Source organism: Mesorhizobium helmanticense (assembly GCF_003034915.1).
Taxonomy (GTDB): Bacteria; Pseudomonadota; Alphaproteobacteria; order Rhizobiales; family Rhizobiaceae; genus Mesorhizobium; species Mesorhizobium helmanticense.
This window is the reverse complement of the sequence record NZ_PZJX01000017.1, coordinates 40,521-61,666: the sequence shown is the minus strand read 5'-3', so window position 1 is coordinate 61,666 and position 21,146 is coordinate 40,521. Positions and strand designations below refer to the sequence as shown.

Sequence of the window (21,146 nt, the reverse complement as noted above, 5' to 3'; positions counted from 1 at the left end):
ATTGATCCCGCTCGCGTTCATTCTCAGTGGCAATTCTATCAAAGCCTTGATCCGGAGTTCGTGCTGAAGCGGCTGACGGCATCGCTGACCCCGCCGAAATCGGTTCGGCTTTCGATCGTCGAGGACCGCATCGTTGCCGAGGGCGAGGCTCCCGACACCTGGATAGATCGGGCGCGCGCAGCGGCCCGACAGCTCTCGGCAGGCGGACCGGAATTCGACATCTCAAAGGTTCGTGATGTGAGCCCCGAAGCACGCGCGGCGGAGCACTGGCAGCATTATGTGTCGCGACTTGAGGCTCAACCGGGAATCATCGTCGCCCAACAAACGGCGAGGGGCGGACATTTCTACATTTCCGGTCTGAGAGACCCGCTTGCCGCCGACCCGCAGGAGCTGTTGTCCGGAACGGAGGTTGATCCTGCCCGCGTTCATTCGCAGTGGCAATTCTATCAGAGCCTTGATCCGAAGTTCGTGGTGAAGCGGCTGATAGCGTCGCTGACCCCTCCGAAATCGGTTCAGCTTTCGATCATCCAGGATCGCATCGTTGTCGTGGGTGAGGCTCCGGCCGCCTGGATCAACCGGGCGCGGGCCGCCGCTCAACAGCTGTCCGCGGACGGAGTGGCTCTGGATGTCTCGCAGCTTCGTGAGCTGAGCCTTGCGGAACTCAATCATTTGAGAGAGGTCATCCAGGCGACCGATATTCTCTTCTATTCCGGCAAGGTTGTGCCGGGACCAGAACAGACGCCGGTTCTCGACAAATTGGCGGATCAATTGAAGGAATTCGCCCAAAATGCTCGCAAGTCAGGCGTAACAGCTCGGTTCATGTTGACCGGACATTCGGACGCCACGGGCCGTGAGACGGCCAACGCGTCGATCAGCGCCGCCCGCGCCGAGACAGTTCGTGCGCTTCTCAACAAGCGCGGCGTCGCTCCGGAACTGCTGCTGGTTCGGGGCGCGGGAACCTTTGAGCCGGCGGTGCCTGAAAATAGTCGAACTGGGAGCTCCGCCAATCGCCGGGTTTCGGTTACGGTAAACCTAGACTAGTCCGGAGCCCCAGGATGTTGCAAAAAAAGATCTGCATGTTGGGCGGGTTCGGTGTCGGAAAGACGAGCCTGGTTCGCAGGTTCGTGCAAAGCATCTTTTCGGAAACCTACTTGACCACGGTGGGGGTGAAAATCGACAAGAAGAGTGTCGCACTCCCGGACAAAACCGTGGATCTGATTTTGTGGGATTTGGCCGGCGAAGACGATATCGGCTCATTCCGAGTCAGCTATGTGCGAGGTGCGACCGGGCTCGTGCTTGTCGTCGACGGAACCCGCGCCGCTACTCTTGCCGTGGCGCTCACGCTGCGCGAGCGGGCCGAGGCCGAATTCGGCGCCATGCCGTTTATATTGCTGTTCAACAAATCCGATCTGGCCGATCGGTGGGCAATATCGGATAGTGAGATTGACCAACTGAGGCAACTTGGATGGCAGATCTATCTAACAAGCGCGCTTTCAGGTGAATATGTTGACGATGCATTTCGTCAGCTTGCTTCGATGGTCACCGAATAGGCCATGCATGGATTTCCAAAAGAAGTCAGAAGCTGGATTTACAATTTCTTCAACATTGAGCACTCCGTCGCATATCTGAAAATTGACGCCCAGCTCTGCATAGTTGCGAAGGGCGGTAATATCAAACATTACGGACTGTCATCACTTTGCATTGGTAAGCCAGTTGCCGAGCAGCTTGCGTTCATGGAAGGTTTGCTGCCTTGCCCGGAGCTTCCATTTCATATGGCCATGGTCGAACTGCCCAGCGGGCGTGTCGCGGACCTTCATCTTTTTGCTGACAATGGTTGCGTGTGGCTGCTCTTTCTTGACGCCACTGCCGAACGCGACAACAGGCAGCGGCTTCAACAGAAGGCTTATGAAATGACGCTCCTGCAAGAGAGGGAGCGTCAACTCAACGAGAAATTACACTCGACGAACGAGGCGTTGAGGGAGAGCCAAGAGGGATTGTCGCGTGAATACCAGCGCGCCGAAAGCCTACTCCTCAACATTCTTCCGGCGTCGATCGCGGAGCGGTTAAAAGCGGACGAACAAATTGCAGACAGCCACGCAGAGGTGAGTGTGCTTTTTGCCGACATCGTCGGCTTTACGGAAAGAGCGCGGAGCGTCGGAGCCGAGACGACGCTCGCTATTTTAAACTACTTCTTCAAGGCGGCGGATCTGCTCTCGGAACGATACGGCTGCGAAAAGATCAAGACAATCGGCGATTGTGTGATGGTGGTCGCTGGCCTGCCCGTCGCGCGATCCGATCATGCAGAAGCTCTTGCGCACTATGCACTTGAACTGCGGGAGGCGGTTAAGCGCGAACGCTTCGCAGGACAACCGCTAAGACTCAGAATTGGAATTCACTCTGGACCAATCGTTGCGGGCGTCATAGGCAAAAGGCGGTTTGCCTATGACCTGTGGGGCGAGACCGTTAATCTCGCCGCACGTATTCAAACGTCCGCGGAGCCCGATGAAATCCGTATTTCGGATGCAACTCACAAACTGCTTGGACCAGATTTTGCTTGCGACCCACTCGCGGAAACGGAATTGCGTGGCACAGGTCGTGTGCGAATGTGGCGGCTCCCGGCCTGATTTGCCGCTCGGCGTTGCCGACCCTGGAGCGCATTGCATCTCAAGCAGTCAAAAATCGCGGTTTCGAATGTCAGTCGACCACCTGTAGCCGCCATGGTCCCGCGAGACTTGGTCAGCCGCCTACGTACCGATGCACTTTCGTCGCCTCTCAGGCTGCTGCCCGGGCGGCTCAATGAACCACCTCCAGTTACCCGGCGCATCGGCCTGGCTCGGAACGATGATGCCTTGCACCGAAACATCGGTTTCTCCAAGGTGGGCGACGACGGACGCCGTTGCTCGCCGATTTGGCCGGAAGGTTGACAGCACGATGCCACTAATGAATCGACGATTGGGAGCCAGGAACCTGGCGCACCCGGCACGACGTCTCGGAGATCTGACGGCGATGTTTGTCCTTGTCGCCGGGCCGCTGGTCTTTTGGATCGCCCTCCTGTTGGCCGGTCCGGCACAGGCGCAAGCGCCGGCGACCGTCCCGCCGGAAAGGGTCAAACAGCTGTTCGAGCTTCTCGACGATCCGTCCGTAAAGGCCTGGGTGGCCGAACAACGAAACCAGGACGCCGGGTCGACGGGAGCGCCTGCCGCGGCAAGCGCTCCGCCGGCCGACACCTCGTCCGGCGCCGTGGCCGCACCGGGCCAGATGAATACGATGGCATCCTCGACGCTCGATCGGATCAGGCACCATATCGAACGAATCGTGCGAACTTTGCCCTTGCTGCCGGGCCAGTTCGCGCGCGTTCGGGCTGAGACCATGCAGGATATGTCGAGCAAGGGGTCTGCCGGCGTATTTATGCTGATTGCGATGTTCATCGCCGCCGGCCTGGCGCTTACTTGGGCAACGTACAAAGTCACCCGTCCATTTCGTCTTTGGATTATCGCGCAACCGAAGGATACGCCCATCGGGCGAGCCAAGAAGATTGGCGGTCGCGCGCTTTATTCCAGCATGCTGATCGTCTCGTTCGCACTGGGCAGCGCCGGTGCGTTCATGTTGTTCGACTGGCCAATGCTCATCCGCGAGATTGTCCTGACATTTCTGATGGCGGCGGTCGTTACATGGGGTGTGCGCATGTACGTCATGGCCATGCTCCTCCCGTCCTACATGAACGTCGAGAACGCCGTCGAGGTTCGCGCTTTGCCGATCACCAACGAAGTGGCTGACCATTGGTCCTACTGGCTACCCCGGATCGTCGGCGTCTTCGCCTTCTTCGGCGCCGCGTTTATCCTCTTGCCGGGCCTCGGCGTCGACCAGGACGGAATGATGGTCCTGTCGCTGGGCGCCGATTTCGTGCTGCTGTTGCTCTTGCTGCTTGCCATTTGGCGTCGGCCAAGGACGCAGCGAGACGGCGCGCGCCACAGCGGTCACACGGAAGCGACATGGCTATTGACTGCTTATTTTGTCGTCCTGTTCCTGCAGCGTGTCGCCGGCTCTTATATATACTTCTGGTTTACCTTCGCCGCATTCTTCCTGCCTTTGGCAATCGTGCTGACGCAGCGCGGGGTTAATTTCGTCCTGCGGCCAGGTTCGGAAGACGCCGGCCGGCCTACGATCCCGGCGGTGACGATCGCTGTCATCGATCGCGCAATCCGGATGATTTTGATCCTGGCTGCGGCTTACTTTCTCGCGCGTGTCTGGGGGCTGGACATGCAATCCATGCGGGACAGCGATACGACGACGACGTTCATATTGCGCGGCTTGATCAATGTCGTGGTCATTGCCCTCGCAGCCGATTTCGGCTGGTCGATCATCAAGGCTTTGATCGAACGAAAGCTGGGCATCGAAGTACCGCACCCTGTGATCAGCGAGGAGGAGGTCCCGATCCTCGATCCACAGCAGGCGCGGCTGCACACGCTCTTGCCGATCCTCCAGAACATGCTGCTCGCATTGATCGTCGTGATGGCGGTGCTGATGATGCTCGCCTCCATGGGTATCCAGATCGGCCCACTGATCGCTGGCGCTGGCGTCGTCGGCGTCGCCGTCGGCTTTGGCGCGCAAACGGTCGTCAAGGACGTCATTTCAGGGGTGTTTTTTCTGCTCGATGATGCGTTTCGTGTCGGCGAATACATTTCGTCGGGCAATTACAAGGGTACGGTGGAGAGCTTTTCGCTGCGCTCGGTGAAGCTGCGCCACCACCGTGGTCCGTTGTTCACGATACCGTTCGGTGAACTCGGGGCAGTCCAGAACCAGAGCCGTGACTGGGTTATCGATAAATTCAACATCACCGTCGGCTATGACACCGATATCGACTTCGCCCGCAAGCTGATCAAGCGGATCGGCCTCGAACTGGCGGAAGATCCCGAGTTCAAACACTGGGTGCTCGAACCGATCAAGATGCAGGGCGTACAGGAGTTCGGCGAGTACGGCATCGTCTTGAGGGTCAAAGCCACAACCAGGCCGGGGGGCGCCTTCGGCATGAAACGCAAATTCTATATACGCCTGCGCCAAGTCTTCAAGGAGCAGGGTATCGAGCTCCCATTTCCGACCGTCCATGTCCAAGGGCTGCAGAACCCGCATGAGGCAGCGAATGCGCCGTTGGAGATCACACCCGAGCTGAAATTGGCCGTCGCCCAGTCGCACACCAATCGGCGCAGAAGAAAAGCTGGCACAACAGAGTAGGAGTTCGAACGCCTCGCCTAGAGCGGTTCATCGTTTCACGGAAACGCCGAACCGCTCTGTCTCATTGTTTCTGCGCAATTCCGAACGGAAAACCGTTTCACACTTTTCCTGGAATTGCTCTAAAAGAGCAGGTTCTTTAGATCTGCCAAGATTTGCTCGGCTGGCAGCGCCATGAACACGACCGGGACGAATGGAAGCAGCAATGCGACACCGAGGCTTGCGATACTCTTGAGGTCGACCGGGACTAACCGCAGCGAATAGACATTTGCGACGATCGCGTACAAGTCGGTAGTCGCCGAGAAGTCTGGTCTCTCCAAGGCGGAATTGTCGGCAAGTCGGTTGCGGCCAACCCACTGCTCTTCAAAGGCGAACCCAACTTGATTGGCAAGCGCTCCGTACTCGAACGAACCGCGCTGCAACGCCCGCATCAGAACCGGCGTGAAAAAGAACAACGGGACGGCAAACAGGGCGCCAACGGCCAGCAAGAGACCGGCACTGAAAATCGTCGTGTCTTTCGACAGCGCCCCATGGACCAGGACAATCTGCGCCGAACGCCCGGCGACAATCGTGGCAGGCGCCATCGCAACAAGGGAAAACGCCCGCAAAGAATATCCGAGAACCGCAAGGCCGGCTGCACCATCCGGATGGGATGCCAAAAGGCGGAGGTCGATCCTGGCGATCCGCCACAGGAGGTGCGCCCATAGGGCAAACCTCCACGCCCAGCCAAAGAGTAGAGTCAGGAGCAGAGGGAGGCTCACCAGCACGTGCCACCAGCCGGCTGGCGAGAAGGCAGGAGCCAAGGCGCCAGTCTTGTGCCATGCCGGAAATTGGTCGAACGACAGCGAAAAAGCCGCCGCGGAGACGCAAAGGTAGGCAAGAGCGATTACAACAATCTCTGCGGTGTTCGAACTGAGAAGAGCGCGGGTTGATGCCACGGCGGCATCATATCGCCCACGGTCCTTATCGGTTACAAGTCCGGCATCGGCAAAGTGCCGCACGATGGCGTTGAGCCTTGGCGCACATTGCGCTTCGGCTAAGATCAGAAGTGGCGCGGCGATCAGGTACCGCGCGTGCGCACCCAGTTCCCAAAGCAGCGACAAGACTCCGTCGGAGCGCATGGCGCTTTGAATACCGGCCAAGACGACAAGGGGGGCCCAGCCTACCGCAGCGACGATCAGCGCGCGGCGGCCAACGTTGAGTTGGCCATCCATCATCAAACCGAGGCGACGCTGAATACGTACAGGTGGACCATTCTCAAATATTGCGTCGCTTGCGTGCTGAGTTTCAATCACGTTTGCGGCCTAGCGCTAGACGGTCGGGACCGCGACCGCGCGACACCGAGGAGCACGGTCATGACGACATGGATCGCAACCGCTGGCCACAGGAGCTGCCCTGCGAACTCACCCTGAAGGCCCAGAAATGCGAAGTAGACTGCCACGAGAACGTTGTAGAGCAGCATCGCAACAAACATCGGGACAGTGCCGGAACCTCGCCCCGCAACCCAGCAACCAAAGCTCAGCGCCAACAGTGCGACCCCTGCCACCCGCGCCACGACCACGGCTATTGCCGGGAGTTCGACGCCAAAGAGCAACCAGGCGACGATGCCGGGGACAACGATAAGGGCGATACTGGTAATGCCCTCTATCGCCGCTTCAACGCGCAGCAGCACGGTCGCTGACATATTCACTCCTCGCTCCTATTTCAGCTCGAAAGTCAGCTTGTCGATCTTGCCGGTGAACTTGAATGGAGCGTCGTAGCGATACTCGACCAGTGCTACGCCGGTGCGGGTGTCCAGGCCGACGTCAAAACTCTCGTCTTCCGGGAATGTGATCGGAGTGCCGTGTTCAAGCGAATTGGTAGCCACTTCTTTGCCGTCCACCGACAACACGCCAGTGCCGCCCTTGCCCAGACCCGGACCTTCCGACTTGTAGTCGAAGACAATGGTGTGCTTGCCCGGCTCCAGTTCCGGTCCCTCCCAAACCGTGCGCTTGAGGTCGAGCAGGTTGTAGAGGAACACGACCTTGCCTTTGCCGAAGCCGAATTCACCCTTGCTCAGGAACAGGCCGTAGCCGCCGAAGCGCCCACCCTCGGTGACGACCATGCCCTCTGCGCCGCCGTCCGGGATCTCGACTTCGGCAGTGATCGTGTAGGACTTGTTCAAGATGCTCGGCGCGGCGCTTTTCGGCACACCGCTGAGTTCCCCAGAATAGTTGAATTCGGTGCGTCCTGCCGTGAGATCCGGACGCGGCGTGTTCCAGCGCGCCAGCGTCGAGTTGTCGAGCGGCAGCACGTTGTATTTTGCAGCCTCCGAATAGAAGATCGCCTGCATTTCCTTGAGCTTGTCCGGCATCTTAGCCGCGAGGTCGTCGAACTGGGTAGGATCGTCCTTTACGTTGTAAAGTTCCCAGTTGTAGCCGGTGATGACGTCCGGGGGTGCAGCAGTGCTTAGCTTCCACGGAGTCGTCGCTGGCGTCGTGGCCGCCACCCATCCATCGTTATAGATGGCGCGGTTGCCGAGCATCTCGAAATACTGGGTCTTGCGGGCTGACGGCGCGTCGGCGTTCGCCTTGTCCCATGCGTACATCATGCTCACGCCTTCGACCGGGCTTTGTTTGACGCCGTTGATCGCATCCGGCTGCAGTATGCCAGTCGATTCCAGGATGGTGGGAACGATGTCGATCACATGGTGGAACTGACGCCGGATGCCGCCCAAATCGGTGATGTGGCCGGGCCAGGACATGGCGACGCCCTGCGCCGTTCCGCCGAAATGCGACGGCACCTGCTTGACCCACTTGAACGGCGTATCCATCGCCCACGCCCAACCGGCCGCAAAGTGCGGAAACGTACGTCCCGATCCCCAGAACGGATACCAGAGGAACTGGTCCTTCACCGGCACAGGGATGCCGTTGAAAGTGGTGAACTCATTCGGCGTCCCATCCAGCATGCCTTCGGCGCTGGCGCCGTTGTCGCCACCAATGTAGATGATGAGTGTGTTGTCGAGTTCGTCAAGATCTTCGACCGCCTGAATGACTCGTCCAATTTCGTTGTCGGTGTAGGCGAGATAGGCGCCGTAGACGTCCGCCTGCTTGATGTAGAGTTTCTTCTGCTCCAGGCTCAGCGACTCCCACTCCGGAAGGTCTTTCGGCCAGGGTGTCAGTTTGGCGTTCTCGGGCATGATGCCCAGCCGTTGCTGATTGGCGAAGATGGTCTCGCGAACCTTGTTCCAACCCTCGTCGAAGAGGTGCATGTCGCCGATCTTCTTCACCCATTCCGGGGTCGGATGGTGCGGGGCGTGGGTGCCGCCCGGAACGTAGTAGACGAAGAAAGGCTTGTCGGGAGCGAGCTCCTTCAACTGCCTCATATGCTGGATGGCGTCATCGGCCATCGCCGTGGTCAGGTTCCAGCCCGGATTGCCCTCGAACGGGTAGATGGCCGTCGTATTGCGGTAGAGGTTGGGCTCCCACTGGCTGGCATCGCCACCGACGAAGCCGTAAAAATATTCGAACCCCATACCCGTCGGCCATTGGTTGAATGGTCCGGCCTGGCTCGACTCAAACGAGGGCGTGTTGTGGTCCTTGCCGAACCAGGACGTGGCGTAACCGTTGTCCCTCAGAATTGTGCCGATCGTGCCTTTGTCGACCGGTATGATCGAATCGTAACCTGGGAATCCCGTCGATATCTCGCCGACCACGCCGAAACCGACCGAGTGATGGTTGCGTCCCGTGATCAACGCCGCCCGTGTGGGCGAGCACAGCGACGTCGAGTGGAAATTGGTGAAACGCAGTCCCTGATTCGCGATACGATCCATGGCCGGAGTGGGTACGACACCACCAAAAGTGCTTGGTGCGCCGAAACCCTGGTCATCCGTCATGATGAGAAGCACGTTGGGGGCGCCCTTGGGCGGCACGACGCGGGGCGCCCACCAGGGCGTCGACTCGGACGCTTTTTCCTTGATCACCCCGCCGAAAGGTGGCGGCGGCGGCGGAAGCTGTTTGCCGTCGATCGGCGCGGTGGCGCCGGGCGAACCCAGCGTACCCGTCACTTCCTGGGCGATAGCGGTTATAGGCGAGATCGCCAACACCGCGCCTAGCAGGCCGAACGAGGCTCCCTGCCGAAGGAAATTCTGAAGCTTCATCATTGTTCGTCTACTCCCTTTTCTACAGGGTCGGTATCCTGCAGATAATCAGCCTACCTTCTTCACAGGCGGTATCTTCCACGTCTCGTCGATGATCGATGGATTGCTCTCATTGGGCCAATAGAGCCGCATCATCAGCACGAACTTGCCCTTTGGCGCCGGCAGCCAATTGGATTCCTTGTCGGCACCCGGGGATTCGTTCTGGATCAGGAGGTCGATGGAACCATCCGCATTGGCCTTGAGCGGCTGGCGGGCGCTGATCGAATAGCGGTTCAGAGGATTGTCGACGAAGAAGTAGTTCTCGTCATACATGGTCAGCGACCAGAAACCTGAGACGGGCGGCGTCAGGCCCTTCTTGAAGGTCAGGACGTATTTTTCCGAACCGTTGTAGGCTCGCTTTATGAGGCCGCTGTCGGACTTCATCGACGTCGGATAGATCGCGTCCTGCGGCCGGTTAGCGCCAAGTCCGATGGCGGTGACGAGGGCGCGCTGGATATAATTGGTGCCGTAGAGACCCGTCTTGGTCGTGAAGCCCCAGCCGTCAATATCCTGGACGTCGCCGCCACTGAACTTGAAATGTAGCATGATGCGGGCGAAGGCGATTTGCGGGACACGCTTGGCGAAAGCGGGATCGAACTTCGTCGTGTCGAAATCCTGCCCCGGCACGATGCCGATCTGGGCCAGTTTTTCGACCATCGGCGCGTCGGCCTCGGCCGGCGGGTTGGTCTTCAGAAGTTCGGCGAGCAGCGAAAAATATTCGACCGCGTCCATCTTGTTGACCTGCTCGCGTACCGCGGTCTTCATGTCGATCGAGGGGTCCACCTTGCCCGGGGGCGGCGTCCATTCCTTGCCATAGGCGCTGAGCGGATAGAGCTTTACCTCATCCTGGATTTTGTGAACCGCAGCATAATCCTCGGGCGTGCCGGTGCAGTAAATGCGGCCGAGCAGCCAGACGATGCTGGTCGGCGATTTGTATTGCTTGACGCCTTCCGGCAATGTGCCTTCCCAGCCTGGGCCGGTGACGACGAAGGTCTGCGCGCCGGTGCCGGTGGTCCGTTTTCCCGGAACGTCGAAGACAGTCGTCCAGCCGTCGAGCATCGGGAACAGGGCATAGCGGTCGTGCAGATCCGGCAGGCTGACGACCCAGGGCTCCTTGCCGACATCGAGAAAAGCCGTTGTATAAAGCGTGTCCGCATTCGGCGCGGTCACGTCCCGGAACGCCGCATTCGGATATTCACGCACCTTTATGAGGTGGCCCATCGGACCTTTCGTCCCCTTGGGCTCAACGACATTTGTGATGACACGACGGGTCATCTCCATTGTGACGAGAGGATAGCCATAGGTGTAGGCCTCGACGGCGAGGCCGAATTCGTCCGAGCCTTCCATCAGGTCGGAGATCAGGCCTTCGGCGAATGCGGTCGTCGTGTTGAGCGAGGTCGCGGCTAGCAGGCCGGCGCCTCCGAGACAAACGGTGCGACGCGAAACGGACATGATGCTCTCTCCTTTGGACGGGTTGGGGGAGTGTAGAAAGGCGTTGGCTGCGGCTAGAGAACCAGACATCGGAACGAGCGCCCGGCGAAACCGGCATAGCGGAAGCTGCCCGGCCTCACTTCTAGCAATAATAGACGCCGACCGCGCAGCGCCGCACCGTGCGCCGCGCCACTCCGGCGACACTGACTGGCGTGAGCGGGCGCCCTACCCTGGCCTCGGCGCTCGAGACGAACCCATACGAACCGGGGACCGTAAGCCGTTCCGAGCCTCCGATCCCGAAAACTCCGACCGCTGCGGCGAGGAGAATGAGTCTCAGCTTGATTGTCATGGTCATTGGTTTCCTCCTGGAGCAAACTGATCCGGCAATTCATCCGTATCTTTGAGCTCAGTTGCATCGACCTTCTTGGCATTGGTCGTGTTCTTGAAAGCAAAGTCGTCGGCCGCGACCTCGCTCCCGGCCTTCCAGTCCCTGACCTGGACGCTGTATTGCGGACCCTGATCAACCTCCTTGGAGGTGATCACATAGCGGCAGGGATAGGGACTCGCGCCTTGCGCAATCCAGATTTGCCAGTCGACCTCCTTGGCGCGAAATGCCAGGTGATCGCATTCGGTGCCACCGATCACGCCGCTGCCGAGATCCTTTACGTCGGTGACGCCGTCCATGAGCACGTCGTAGACATTGGACGTAAGCAGATCGGCACCCGGAACGGGCCTATGGAACTTATCTCGCAGCTCATCGACCAGATGATCAAGGTCGCCGGGCACTTCGGCCTGGGTGTAGAGGTTGGCATTCTTGCCCAGCAGGGTGAGCGTCTTTCCGTCGAAGATCATCTCGACACTGGCGAAGCCGCCTTCGCGTGTGGCGCGAATCTTGTCGGGGCGGCTGAGGGCTGCGGTGCCCGAACTCGCAAACAGAAGCTTCTGCTGATCCTTGGTGACCACCTCAAGGTTCGTGTCGTAGCCGAACGAAATCATCTGCTGCGCTGCGAGATAATCTGACATGGCTTTCAGCATGGTCTTGGCGTGAGTCTCGTCGGCCCGTGCGGCGGTGGGCGCTCCCAGGCCGAGCAGGAGAACCAGAGCCGTGGCGGACATCGCTGCCCTGGCGAACCCGACCGATTTCTTCTTCATTTGGAATTCCTCCGTTGAGGCCGCACCCACCTTGGCGACCTGTGCCGGCAGGGCTGGCGTTCGTAGGTCACGCAATCGCCTGCCATGCCGGTTATAATTGCGGCCCGCGATGTGCCTTACCGTTGCAAAAGCCTACCCTGAGGGGACGAACGGAGGAATGTAAGTTACGTGGGGGTTAGGTAATTCACCTTCGTGAGTCGACAGAATGCCGTTTCTGATCGATGCCGCTGGGGCGTCAGCGATGGAAATTGGCGATCTGTCCAGAGCGGTTGAACGGCCGAAGCAAAACGCCAGATCTGACGAAAATATATGGCCTGCTGCGTGCTATGTCCCGGCAACAGCGGCGGTTGCGCTTCGAGCCAGACCCGCATGGCGTCGACAGTTGTTTTCGGGCGGCTGCGCCGAGGTGAAACCCGATGCGCGGGCGATTGACCGCGAACGTCGGCTTCGACGGCATGGAGTTCGCCGATCCGGCGTAAGGTTACCGGCAGGTGTCACAGCTTTCCTACTCCGTTGTGCTAGCTTTTTTTCTGCGCCGATTGGTGTGCGACTGGGCGACGGCCAATTTTAGCTCGGGTGTGATCTCCAACGGCTCATTCTCTGCCTCATGCGGGTTCTGCAGCCCCTCGATGTGGACGGTCGGAAATGGGAGTTCGATGCCCTGCTCCTTGAAGACTTGGCGGATGCGTACATAGAATTGGCGTTTCATAGCGAAGGCGCCTCCGGGTCGGGTTGTGGCCTTGACCCTCAATACGATACCGTACTCGCCGAACTCCTGTACGCCCTGCATCTTGATCGGCTCGAGCACCCAAGGCTTGAACTCCGGATCTTCCGCCAGTTCGAGGCCGACTCGCTTGATCAGCTTGCGAACGAAGTCGATATCGGTGTCATAGCCAACGGTGATGTTGAATTTGTCGGTAACCCAGTCACGGCTGAAGTTCTCGATTTTGCCCATTTGACCATAAGGTATTGTCGCCAGGGAGCCTCGGGTGCCGCGCAGCGTCATGGATCGAACGGAGATTTTCTCCACAGTACCCTTGGCACCAGTTGTTTCGATGTATTCGCCAGCCCGAAACGCATCGTCGATCAGGAAAAACAGACCGGAAACGATATCCTTGACCAAGGTCTGAGAACCAAATCCGATCGCCAGCCCAAAGACGCTAAGCCCGGTTATCAATGGCCATACGTTGACGCCAATCGAAACCAGGATCGAAAGCGCAGCCATGACGAGAACGCTCGACTTGCCGATCGCTCCCAACAGGGGAACCAGTGTTCCAAGCCTCGAGCGCGGCATGTTTGGATTGGGTAGGCCGCTTGGATTGGGTAGGCCGTCAATGCGCGAAATCCTGTCGATCGCCGTTGAGATGAGATTCCACAGGAAAGCGGCCATCAGCGCGATCAACGCGACCCCAAAAGCCTCGCGGGCGACCGATCTGAGATCGATGCCGAAGCCGACCGCCAAAGGCGTCGCCCATATCGTCCCAAGCAAAGCAACCATCACGATAACCAGCGCCAATCTGGCGGTCTGGCGCGAAGCCACAGCGGCGGTCGAGGTGCTCCGGGATTCCAAACCGCGCTGGGCCCAAGCCCAAACGATGGCGTCCAGATGCGGAATGGCAACAACCATCAGTGCGCTCGACAGCACCGCCAAACCTGGAAGCGCCACACCCAAAGTACGCGCGATCTGGGCGTTAGCCGCGATGAAAAGCAGAATGCCAATCACGATTGCAGGCCATATGCGCGCGAATCCCGCCCGCCACCGGCCTCTGGGGCGATGGCCCGCTACCGATCCAGCCATGGTTCGCCGATTGCGCCAAACCGCCCTGATCAGCAGGACCAGGGTCGGGATGGTCACCAGAGACGTTCCAATCAAATCCGTTATGCCTGGTCCCGCGCTCCACATTCGCAGTGTGGCAACCACCGAAAGGCCGCCAAGCGCCCATATGAGCGCGAACGTCAGATCCCTCGCCTGGGTCGCGAGATGGATTGGACGGTCGCGAAATTCAGGGCGGACTTTTGCGAGGATGACGGCCTGCACGGCGAAGATCATGATGCATGCCGCAACGATCAAGACTGTCCAGAGCCGCAACGTCCGCAGAGGCAGGCCCGGACCGGCGAGCAGCTGTGCGACGAGCAGGCCGACCACCAAAGCCGCGACAGCCGCAGCCGAACGGTATAGAAAGCGGCGCCATCTGCTGCCCTCGGCACTCTCCGGCTTCGCCTGCCGGCTTATCAGTACGAATGTGCCGGCGACGATCCCTGAAACCAGAATGATTTGTAAGCAAAGGCCAATAAACGATGTCGACGCTGCGGCGAGCGAGCTCCGCAAGCTATCGAATTCGGCTGGCGCCTCGAACCAAGCCAGGTATCGCGCATGCACGCCCTCCACGAAGCGTCCTGAAACTTCCTCCAGTGCCGTGGTGAATGAGGTGACGTCCGCACCCGCCGTTGGATTGTCGCTCACGTTGCTCGTCCCATTTTATGTTAAGATGTCTTCTCTCGAGCGCCTGGATCTTCGCGGACCTCCAACATATCCCGCTCAAGGAAATAGTTGAGGAACGTTCGGATCACCGCAATCGACGCCAGGCGTCCAATCTCGTCCCAAGTTGGTTCGATCGAGGTCTGGATGATGTCGGCCGCAAGCTGGAAAGTCAGGCCCGCCACCAGCCAACGTGCATAGCGAAGCCAGACGACGGGTCCCTGCGTGCGCGTCGAAGGGAAAAGCACGGCGCGAATGGCGCCGACGAATGCCTCGATTGTTCCATACACGATTGCAACGAGGGCGATTGCATCGATAAGCAGGACGGCATACCCGGTGATGACGACGAAGCCCTCTTGCATCACTCCCTCACGAGTGAACGAACGATGCAGCGCAAGCCGAGATGGCAGGTCGATGTATCGACCGGCTGCGACATCCGCGCTGCAGGCCGATATCGCCGACAGTAATTGGGCGCGCATAGATAAGAGCCGCCTTTGGTTACCTTGCGCGGGATCGTGATCTCAGGGGTATGAGGGTCAAAACTAGCTTCGCGCTGGCCGCCCCGCGGATTGTCGATCGTACAGCACGGGCTGTCGATCCGCGAATGCTCCTGATACCAATCCTTGGTCCACTGCCAGACATTGCCTGCCATGTCAAAGAGCCCGAAGCCATTGGCCGGGAACGAACCGACCGGAGCCGTCCACTCGTAGCCATCCTCGTTGCTGTTTTCGTAGGGAAACTCGCCTTGCCAGGTGTTGGCCAAATGTGTGCCGCCTGGCGTCAGTTCGTTACCCCAGACAAATTCGGCGCCGTCTAGTCCACCGCGGGCGGCGAACTCCCATTCGGCTTCGGTCGGCAGTTCCTTGCCCGCCCATTTCGCATAGGCTTCGGCATCCTCGAACGCGATATGGACCACTGGGTGGTCGCCCAGCTTCCTGATGGAGCTCGCTGGGCCGCGCGGATGGCGCCAATTGGCGCCGCCTACATAGACCCACCAGTTGTAGGAGTTCCGGATATCGACCTTCTGAGCCGGCTTCTTGAACATGGAGGAGGACGGCACCAGAAGTTCTGGTATCGCTCCGGGGTAGTCTGCGGGATCTGCCGGACGTTCAGCCAGCGTCACATAGCCGGTCTCTGCCACGAAACGTTCGAATTCGCGATTGGTTACCGTGTGGCAGTCCATCCAGAAGCCGTTCACCTTGACACGGTGAGCCGGCGCCTCTTCCGGGTAATGGTCGTCCGAGCCCATGAGGAACGTACCGCCAGGAATCCACGCCATGCCTTCGAAAGGCGGCACGCCGTTGTTTCGATCGAGCGTGGTCAGATCAACAGAGTCATTCACAACATAGCACCTTTTGTGTCGTCCCAACTGCCGAAGGCGATCATCATCAACGCCATGGCGTTGATGATGACGACCGCATGCTCTGTCATGGCGTTAGCCACTCCTTCATCGTCGGCGCACCCCATTCTCGAACCTAAGCGGTCGACCGCCGCGGTCCGCACGTTCACCGCGTTCGCTACCCGCCTTTCGACGCTTCCGCCATCTTCGCGATCACCTCGTCAAGACTGAAGCTTGCCGCCTTCTGTCGCGGCGGAAACTCCTTAAAGGTCGCCAGGAACTCTCCGACGAGGACCTGTGCGGGCACCAGCAGGTAGATGTGTCGGAACATCCAATCGTAGTAGGTGTTCGACGTGATCTGCGCGCGCTCGTAAGGATCCATCCGCAGATTGAAGATGTATGGCGCCCGCAGCGTCACGAACGGATCTTGCCAGATCTTGAGCGTGCCCTGGACGCGCTGCTCCATGAAAAGGATCTTCCAATTGTCGTAGCGGAGCGCTGCGACATCGCCATCGTCGGTGAAGTAGATGAAAAGCTCGCGGGGGCTCTTTTTCTCCTTGCCCGTGAGGTAAGGCAGCAGGTTGTAGCCGTCGAGATGCACCTTGAAGGTCTTGTTGCCGACCTTGTGGCCAGTCTTCAGCTTCGCGGCGATGTCGGAGTCGCCGGCCACCGCCAGTATGGTCGGGAACCAGTCCAGGTGGCTAACGATCTCATTTGATTCCGAGCCGGCCTTGATCTTGCCGGGGAAGCGGACCATGCAGGGCACGCGATAGGCGCCCTCCCAACTCGAGTTCTTCTCGTTGCGGAAGGGAGTGTTTCCGGCATCCGGCCAGGTGTTCATGTGCGGCCCGTTGTCGGTGCTGTACTGCACGAACGTATCATCTGCGATGCCGAGTTCGTCGAGGAAGTCGAGCATCTCGCCGATACACTTGTCGTGGTCGATCATCACGTCGTGGTACTCGGATTGCCAACGGCCGGACTGGCCACGGCTTTCCGGCTTCACGTGCGTCCATGCGTGCATATGCGTCGTGTTAAACCACACGAAGAACGGCTCGCCGGCGTCGTGGGCGCTCTGGATGAACTTCTTGGCGGCCGCCATGAATTCATCGTCGCACGTCTCCATCCGCTTCTTGGTCAGAGGACCGGTGTTCTCGATCTTCTGGCCACCCTTCCCATCGGCCCAACAGTGGAGCACGCCACGGGGCCCGAACTTCTTCTTGAAGTTAGGGAAGTCCTTCGCATTTGGATAATCAACTTCCTCGGGTTCCTCCTCGGCGTTCAGGTGATACAGATTGCCGAAGAACTCGTCGAAGCCGTGCATCGTCGGCAGATGCTCGTCGCGGTCACCGAGGTGGTTCTTACCGAACTGACCAGTGCGATAGCCCAGCGGCTTAAGCGCTTCGGCGATGGTGATGTCCTCGGCCTTGAGGCCAAGCTCGGCGCCGGGAAGGCCCACCTTGGTGCAGCCAGTGCGCAGCCCGCACTGGCCGGTGATGAACGACGCGCGGCCAGCGGTGCAGCTCTGCTCCGCATAGGAGTCGGTGAAGATCATGCCTTCGTTGGCGATGCGGTCAATGTTGGGCGTCCGGTAGCCCATCATGCCTTTGGTATAGCAGCTGAGGTTCGACTGACCGATGTCGTCGCCCCACATGATGAGAATGTTCGGTTTCTTGTCTGCCATTTTCGTCTCCTCCCTATATTTTCGTGTTGCCACTCGGATGCCGCGCCATCCTTGCCTTCATGCCCTGGTTGTAGGCGATGACATGGTGATCCGACCCCATCTGGAAATTGCCACCGGGAACCCAAACCATGTTTTCAAAAGGCGCTGGCGCGAAATCTCGGTCGCAGTTGGTGCCAACAGAGCCATTCATGGAAACACCTCAGTATTGTCGCAACCACTGCCGTCCGCGATGCTGAAGTCGAATTTCGTGCCGATGGAGTTCATCCTTTAGCTCCTTGACTGCCTAAGCTACGCGGAAGAGCACCACGCCAAAAGCAAGCAGCCCGGTAAGCATCAATATGACCGCCAATGCGAGGATCGGCGTTCGCATCTCGTGGGCCTGAGCTCCTGCGATGGGGCGATACGGTGCGCTCCACAGATAGCGGACGCCCCAGCGATACTGGATGAGCGAGATCGCCAGTGCCAATATCCCCGCGGCTATGAGGGCGAGCCCGACGTATCGTGGAGCTTGGGGGCGAAGCGCCTCGGCGACTCCTTGCATGGAATCAAGACGATCGAAGAACTGAACGATCGTGAAGCCGAAGCCGATGCAAGCAATCGACGTGCGAATCCAGGCCATCATCGTGCGCTCGACGCTGAGACGTGTACGCAGCCAGGAGAAATGGCTTTCCGCCGTGACATGGACCGCGAACCTCGCTTGATTATCTTCCACAGGCTGGCTCGCCATTCTGATACCTTTCTCTGTCGATTGGCTCGTTCGCCCTTCCCCAGATGAGTCTTTTCGGTCAGTCACGATCGGCGGTCCTCAACGCGTCCGCTCCACCAACGGGCAATGCGCGCCGCCGGACCCCGGATCAGCAGATAGGGAACGAAGGCGAGAACGATCGCGACGAAGACGGCCTCGAACGGATAGAAGGTGCCGAGTTTGATAAGCTGATAGGCCGCGTCCAGGATCAGCGCGAGCACCATGATCTTGCCTGTCGACTTCACGCCTTCGCTCAGCCGCTGGCGGCGTTCGTCAGGCTTGGACAGGACCGTCCAGAAATACGGCGATCGCCCTTCGCGCGCGTCCTTGATGCCGTCGCGTATTGCAAAAAGCGTTGCCATTGCAGGCTGAAGCAGGAACCTGAGTGCCAAGGGTCCACTGGGGCGCTCGAGAAGATTCTCCCAGAAGCGTTGCAGGATATCGGCGATTACCATTTTCTTCAGTCCTACTGGAGAACCCATATGCTTGGGGACGGGCGGTGCGTCTGCCTGCACCGCCCGTCCTTCCTCTACTGCCGAGCCATCGCGACGCGGAGAGCTTCTTCCGGCGAGACCTGGTGGTCGGGGTGATTGGCGTCACCGCCGATCGCGAGCTGGATACCGCGGATCTTGCCGTTGAACTCGTTGCCGCGCGGACCGTAATCGGGCGAGACCGGCGCGCCGGTGTCGCAACCGACGTCGGTGCCGTCATCGGCGGAGAAGACGGTCGGCGCCGTGGCATCTACCCGCCCTTCGCCGACTTTCTTGCCGTCGATGAACAGGTTCGCCTTGCCGCCTTTGGCGACGCCGCCGCCGTCGTAGTCGAACTCCATGCGGATCTGGTGCGAACCCGAGGGGATCTTGCCGTTCGACTCGGCGAAGAAGTGCTTCACGCCGATCAGATTGTAGCAATATTTCAGCTTGCCGTCCTTCACGTAGAGCGTCCAGCCGCCAATATTGCCGCCCTGTGCGATGATGACGCCCTCCGCCCCGCCTTCGGGCACGTCGATCTCCGCCGACACCGAGTGCGACTTGTTCTTCATGTTGAGGACGGAATTCTCCGATAGACGCCCCATCCCGCCGAACAGGATCTGGGTGTTGCCCTTGATCAGCACCGGCCGGCCGGCCATGTCGGAGTTCATACGCTCCGCCACCCGATCGTCGAGCGGGAGCACATTGTAGCGTGTCGCTTCGATCAGCCAGAGCCGCTGCAGTTCGTGCAGCTTCTGCGGCATCTCCTTTGCGAGGTTCTTCGCCTGGCTCCAGTCCTTGCTGGTGTCATAGAGCTCCCAGACATCATCGTCGAAGGCCGGCACGTTTTCGCCGTGCAGCAGCCACGGCGTCTTGTGCCGCGTCACCGCCGTCCAGCCCTTGTGATAGATGCCGCGATTGCCGAACATCTCGAAATATTGCGTCTCGTGACGGTCCGGTGCCTTCGCGTCATTCATCGAGTAAACCATGCTGACGCCCTCGATCGGCGCCTGCTGGATGCCCTCGACCGACACCGGATGCGGCAGGCCCGCCGCCTCGAGAATGGTCGGCGCAACGTCGATCACGTGGTGGAATTGCGAGCGAATCTCGCCTTTGGCCTTGATGCCGTTCGGCCAGCTCACGATCGTGCCGTTACGCGTACCGCCCCAGTGGGAAGCGACCTGCTTGGTCCATTGGTAGGGCGTGTTCATCGCGTGCGCCCAGCCGACCGCGAAGTGGTTGTAGGATTCCGGACCGCCCAGCTTGTCGAGACGCTCCATCAGGAATTCCGGCGTTTCGAGCGCGGCGAGGCCGTTGAAGTTCGCCATCTCGTTGTAGCAACCGATCAGCGTGCCTTCGGCCGAGGCGCCGTTGTCGCCAATAATGTAGTAGATCAGTGTGTCGTCGGCGATTTTGAGCTGGTCGAGCGTGTCCAACAGGCGGCCGACATGATGGTCGGCATATTCGAGGAAGCCGGCATAGACTTCCATCTGGCGGCGCAGCACGGGCTTCATCTTCTCGTCCATGCTGTCCCAGGAGGGAATCTGCTCGTGCCGAGCGGTCAGCTCGCAGTCCTTGGGGATGACGCCCAGCTTCTTCTGGCGCGCGAAGGTCTCCTTGCGCACCTCGTCCCAGCCCTGGTCAAACTTGCCCTTGTACTTGTCGGCCCATTCCTTCGGCACATGATGCGGTGCATGGGTGGCGCCCGGCGCGAAATAGATGAAGAAGGGCCTGTCGGGCATCAGCGCCTTCTGCTGGCCGATCCACCCGATCGCCTTGTCGGTCATATCCTCCATGAAGTGATAGCCCTCTTCGGGTGTCTTCTTCACCTCGATCGGCGTCGTGCCTTCGTAGAGTGACGGATACCACTGGTGTGCCTCGCCGCCGATGAAGCCATAGAAATACTCGAAGCCGCCACCGCCGGTCGGCCATGCTGTGTACGGGCCGGCGGGGCTCGTCTCCCAAACTGGCACTTCATGGCATTTGCCGAATTGCGCAGTGCCATAGCCGTTCAGCTTCAACGTCTTGGCGAGCGGGGCCATGGTGTTGGGCAACACGGAACAGTAACCGGGCGAGCCGCTCGCGATCTCCGTGATGCCGCCCATGCCGACCGAGTGATGGTTGCGGCCGGTGAGCAGCGCCTGGCGCGTCGGCGAGCACAGCGCCGTCGTGTGGAAGCGATTGTACTTCAGGCCCCGTGCTGCGAGGCGCTCGGCGTTCGGCGTGTTGCACGGTCCGCCGAAGGCGCTGGAGGCGCCGAAGCCGACATCATCGAGCAAGACTACGATGACATTGGGCGCCCCCTCAGGCGGACGCAACTGCTCGATAGGCGGGAATTTGGTGTCCGGGTCCTTGGCGTCGTAAGTGACGAGGCCCGTTCGCGCCCGCGACGGGATCGGCAGGGCGGTACGGTTGATCTTGTCGTTCTCATTGCTCATGGTTG

At 59.7% G+C, this 21,146-nt stretch carries 17 protein-coding genes; 5 read left to right on the top strand and 12 right to left on the bottom strand.

Annotated elements, in window-relative coordinates; genetic code table 11:
• From C9427_RS07760 to C9427_RS07745, 4 genes are all read left to right on the top strand, one after another.
• On the top strand, positions 1 to 1,041 hold a 1,041-nt coding region (locus tag C9427_RS07760; protein ID WP_146172522.1), incomplete at its 5' end, for an OmpA family protein.
• A 14-nt stretch (positions 1,042 to 1,055) separates the two neighbouring features.
• Positions 1,056 to 1,550 carry a Rab family GTPase gene (locus C9427_RS07755; RefSeq protein ID WP_107648542.1) on the top strand — a complete coding sequence of 165 codons (495 nt, stop codon included), beginning with the start codon at positions 1,056 to 1,058 and terminating at the stop codon, positions 1,548 to 1,550.
• Between the two features lie 3 nt (positions 1,551 to 1,553).
• Positions 1,554 to 2,624, top strand: coding sequence for an adenylate/guanylate cyclase domain-containing protein (locus C9427_RS07750; protein WP_107648541.1), 1,071 nt, complete (start codon positions 1,554 to 1,556; stop codon positions 2,622 to 2,624).
• A gap of 130 nt (positions 2,625 to 2,754) precedes the next feature.
• Positions 2,755 to 5,232, top strand: a complete 2,478-nt coding sequence (locus tag C9427_RS07745; RefSeq protein ID WP_245437026.1) for a mechanosensitive ion channel family protein — start codon at positions 2,755 to 2,757, stop codon at positions 5,230 to 5,232.
• A gap of 119 nt (positions 5,233 to 5,351) precedes the next feature.
• On the opposite strand, the gene C9427_RS07735 is transcribed toward C9427_RS07745, so the two are convergent.
• A complete protein-coding gene (locus tag C9427_RS07735; RefSeq protein ID WP_146172521.1) occupies positions 5,352 to 6,524 on the bottom strand; it encodes a hypothetical protein in 1,173 nt (390 codons plus the stop codon).
• 68 nt (positions 6,525 to 6,592) lie between these two features.
• Here C9427_RS07735 and C9427_RS34055 point away from each other — a divergent pair, with 68 nt between their 5' ends.
• The gene (locus C9427_RS34055; RefSeq protein WP_167434278.1) at positions 6,593 to 6,910 is read left to right on the top strand and encodes a hypothetical protein; all 318 of its coding nucleotides are present in this window, start codon (positions 6,593 to 6,595) and stop codon (positions 6,908 to 6,910) included.
• Between the two features lie 18 nt (positions 6,911 to 6,928).
• Here the strand turns inward: C9427_RS34055 and C9427_RS07725 are convergent, their stop codons facing one another.
• The 11 genes from C9427_RS07725 to C9427_RS07670 all read right to left on the bottom strand — a co-directional run bounded on the left by C9427_RS07725 (position 6,929) and on the right by C9427_RS07670 (position 21,141).
• The gene (locus C9427_RS07725; RefSeq protein WP_167434277.1) at positions 6,929 to 9,370 is read right to left on the bottom strand and encodes an arylsulfatase; all 2,442 of its coding nucleotides are present in this window, start codon (positions 9,368 to 9,370) and stop codon (positions 6,929 to 6,931) included.
• Positions 9,371 to 9,415: 45 nt separating this feature from the next.
• Positions 9,416 to 10,858, bottom strand: a complete 1,443-nt coding sequence (locus tag C9427_RS07720; RefSeq protein WP_107648536.1) for a DUF1254 domain-containing protein — start codon at positions 10,856 to 10,858, stop codon at positions 9,416 to 9,418.
• Between the two features lie 121 nt (positions 10,859 to 10,979).
• Entirely contained in the window at positions 10,980 to 11,192 is a 213-nt protein-coding gene (locus tag C9427_RS34720) for a hypothetical protein (protein WP_107648535.1), read from the bottom strand.
• Positions 11,189 to 11,989, bottom strand: coding sequence for a DUF2092 domain-containing protein (locus tag C9427_RS07710; protein ID WP_107648534.1), 801 nt, complete (start codon positions 11,987 to 11,989; stop codon positions 11,189 to 11,191). The genes C9427_RS34720 and C9427_RS07710 overlap by 4 nt, the downstream gene beginning before the upstream one ends.
• Positions 11,990 to 12,494: 505 nt before the next feature.
• Positions 12,495 to 14,453, bottom strand: coding sequence for a mechanosensitive ion channel family protein (locus C9427_RS07705; protein ID WP_167434276.1), 1,959 nt, complete (start codon positions 14,451 to 14,453; stop codon positions 12,495 to 12,497).
• A gap of 20 nt (positions 14,454 to 14,473) precedes the next feature.
• Complete coding sequence (locus C9427_RS07700; protein WP_107648533.1) at positions 14,474 to 14,830, bottom strand: DUF1622 domain-containing protein; 357 nt, start codon at positions 14,828 to 14,830, stop codon at positions 14,474 to 14,476.
• The gene (locus tag C9427_RS07695; RefSeq protein WP_107648551.1) at positions 14,830 to 15,747 is read right to left on the bottom strand and encodes a formylglycine-generating enzyme family protein; all 918 of its coding nucleotides are present in this window, start codon (positions 15,745 to 15,747) and stop codon (positions 14,830 to 14,832) included. The genes C9427_RS07700 and C9427_RS07695 overlap by 1 nt, the downstream gene beginning before the upstream one ends.
• Positions 15,748 to 15,985: 238 nt before the next feature.
• The gene (locus C9427_RS07690; protein ID WP_107648532.1) at positions 15,986 to 17,488 is read right to left on the bottom strand and encodes an arylsulfatase; all 1,503 of its coding nucleotides are present in this window, start codon (positions 17,486 to 17,488) and stop codon (positions 15,986 to 15,988) included.
• 283 nt (positions 17,489 to 17,771) lie between these two features.
• Positions 17,772 to 18,215 carry a YidH family protein gene (locus C9427_RS07680; RefSeq protein WP_107648530.1) on the bottom strand — a complete coding sequence of 148 codons (444 nt, stop codon included), beginning with the start codon at positions 18,213 to 18,215 and terminating at the stop codon, positions 17,772 to 17,774.
• 62 nt (positions 18,216 to 18,277) lie between these two features.
• Complete coding sequence (locus C9427_RS07675; protein WP_107648529.1) at positions 18,278 to 18,688, bottom strand: hypothetical protein; 411 nt, start codon at positions 18,686 to 18,688, stop codon at positions 18,278 to 18,280.
• Between the two features lie 74 nt (positions 18,689 to 18,762).
• On the bottom strand, positions 18,763 to 21,141 hold the full coding sequence (locus C9427_RS07670) for an arylsulfatase (RefSeq protein ID WP_107648528.1): 2,379 nt from the start codon (positions 21,139 to 21,141) through the stop codon (positions 18,763 to 18,765).
• Between the last annotated feature and the right edge of the window lie 5 nt (positions 21,142 to 21,146).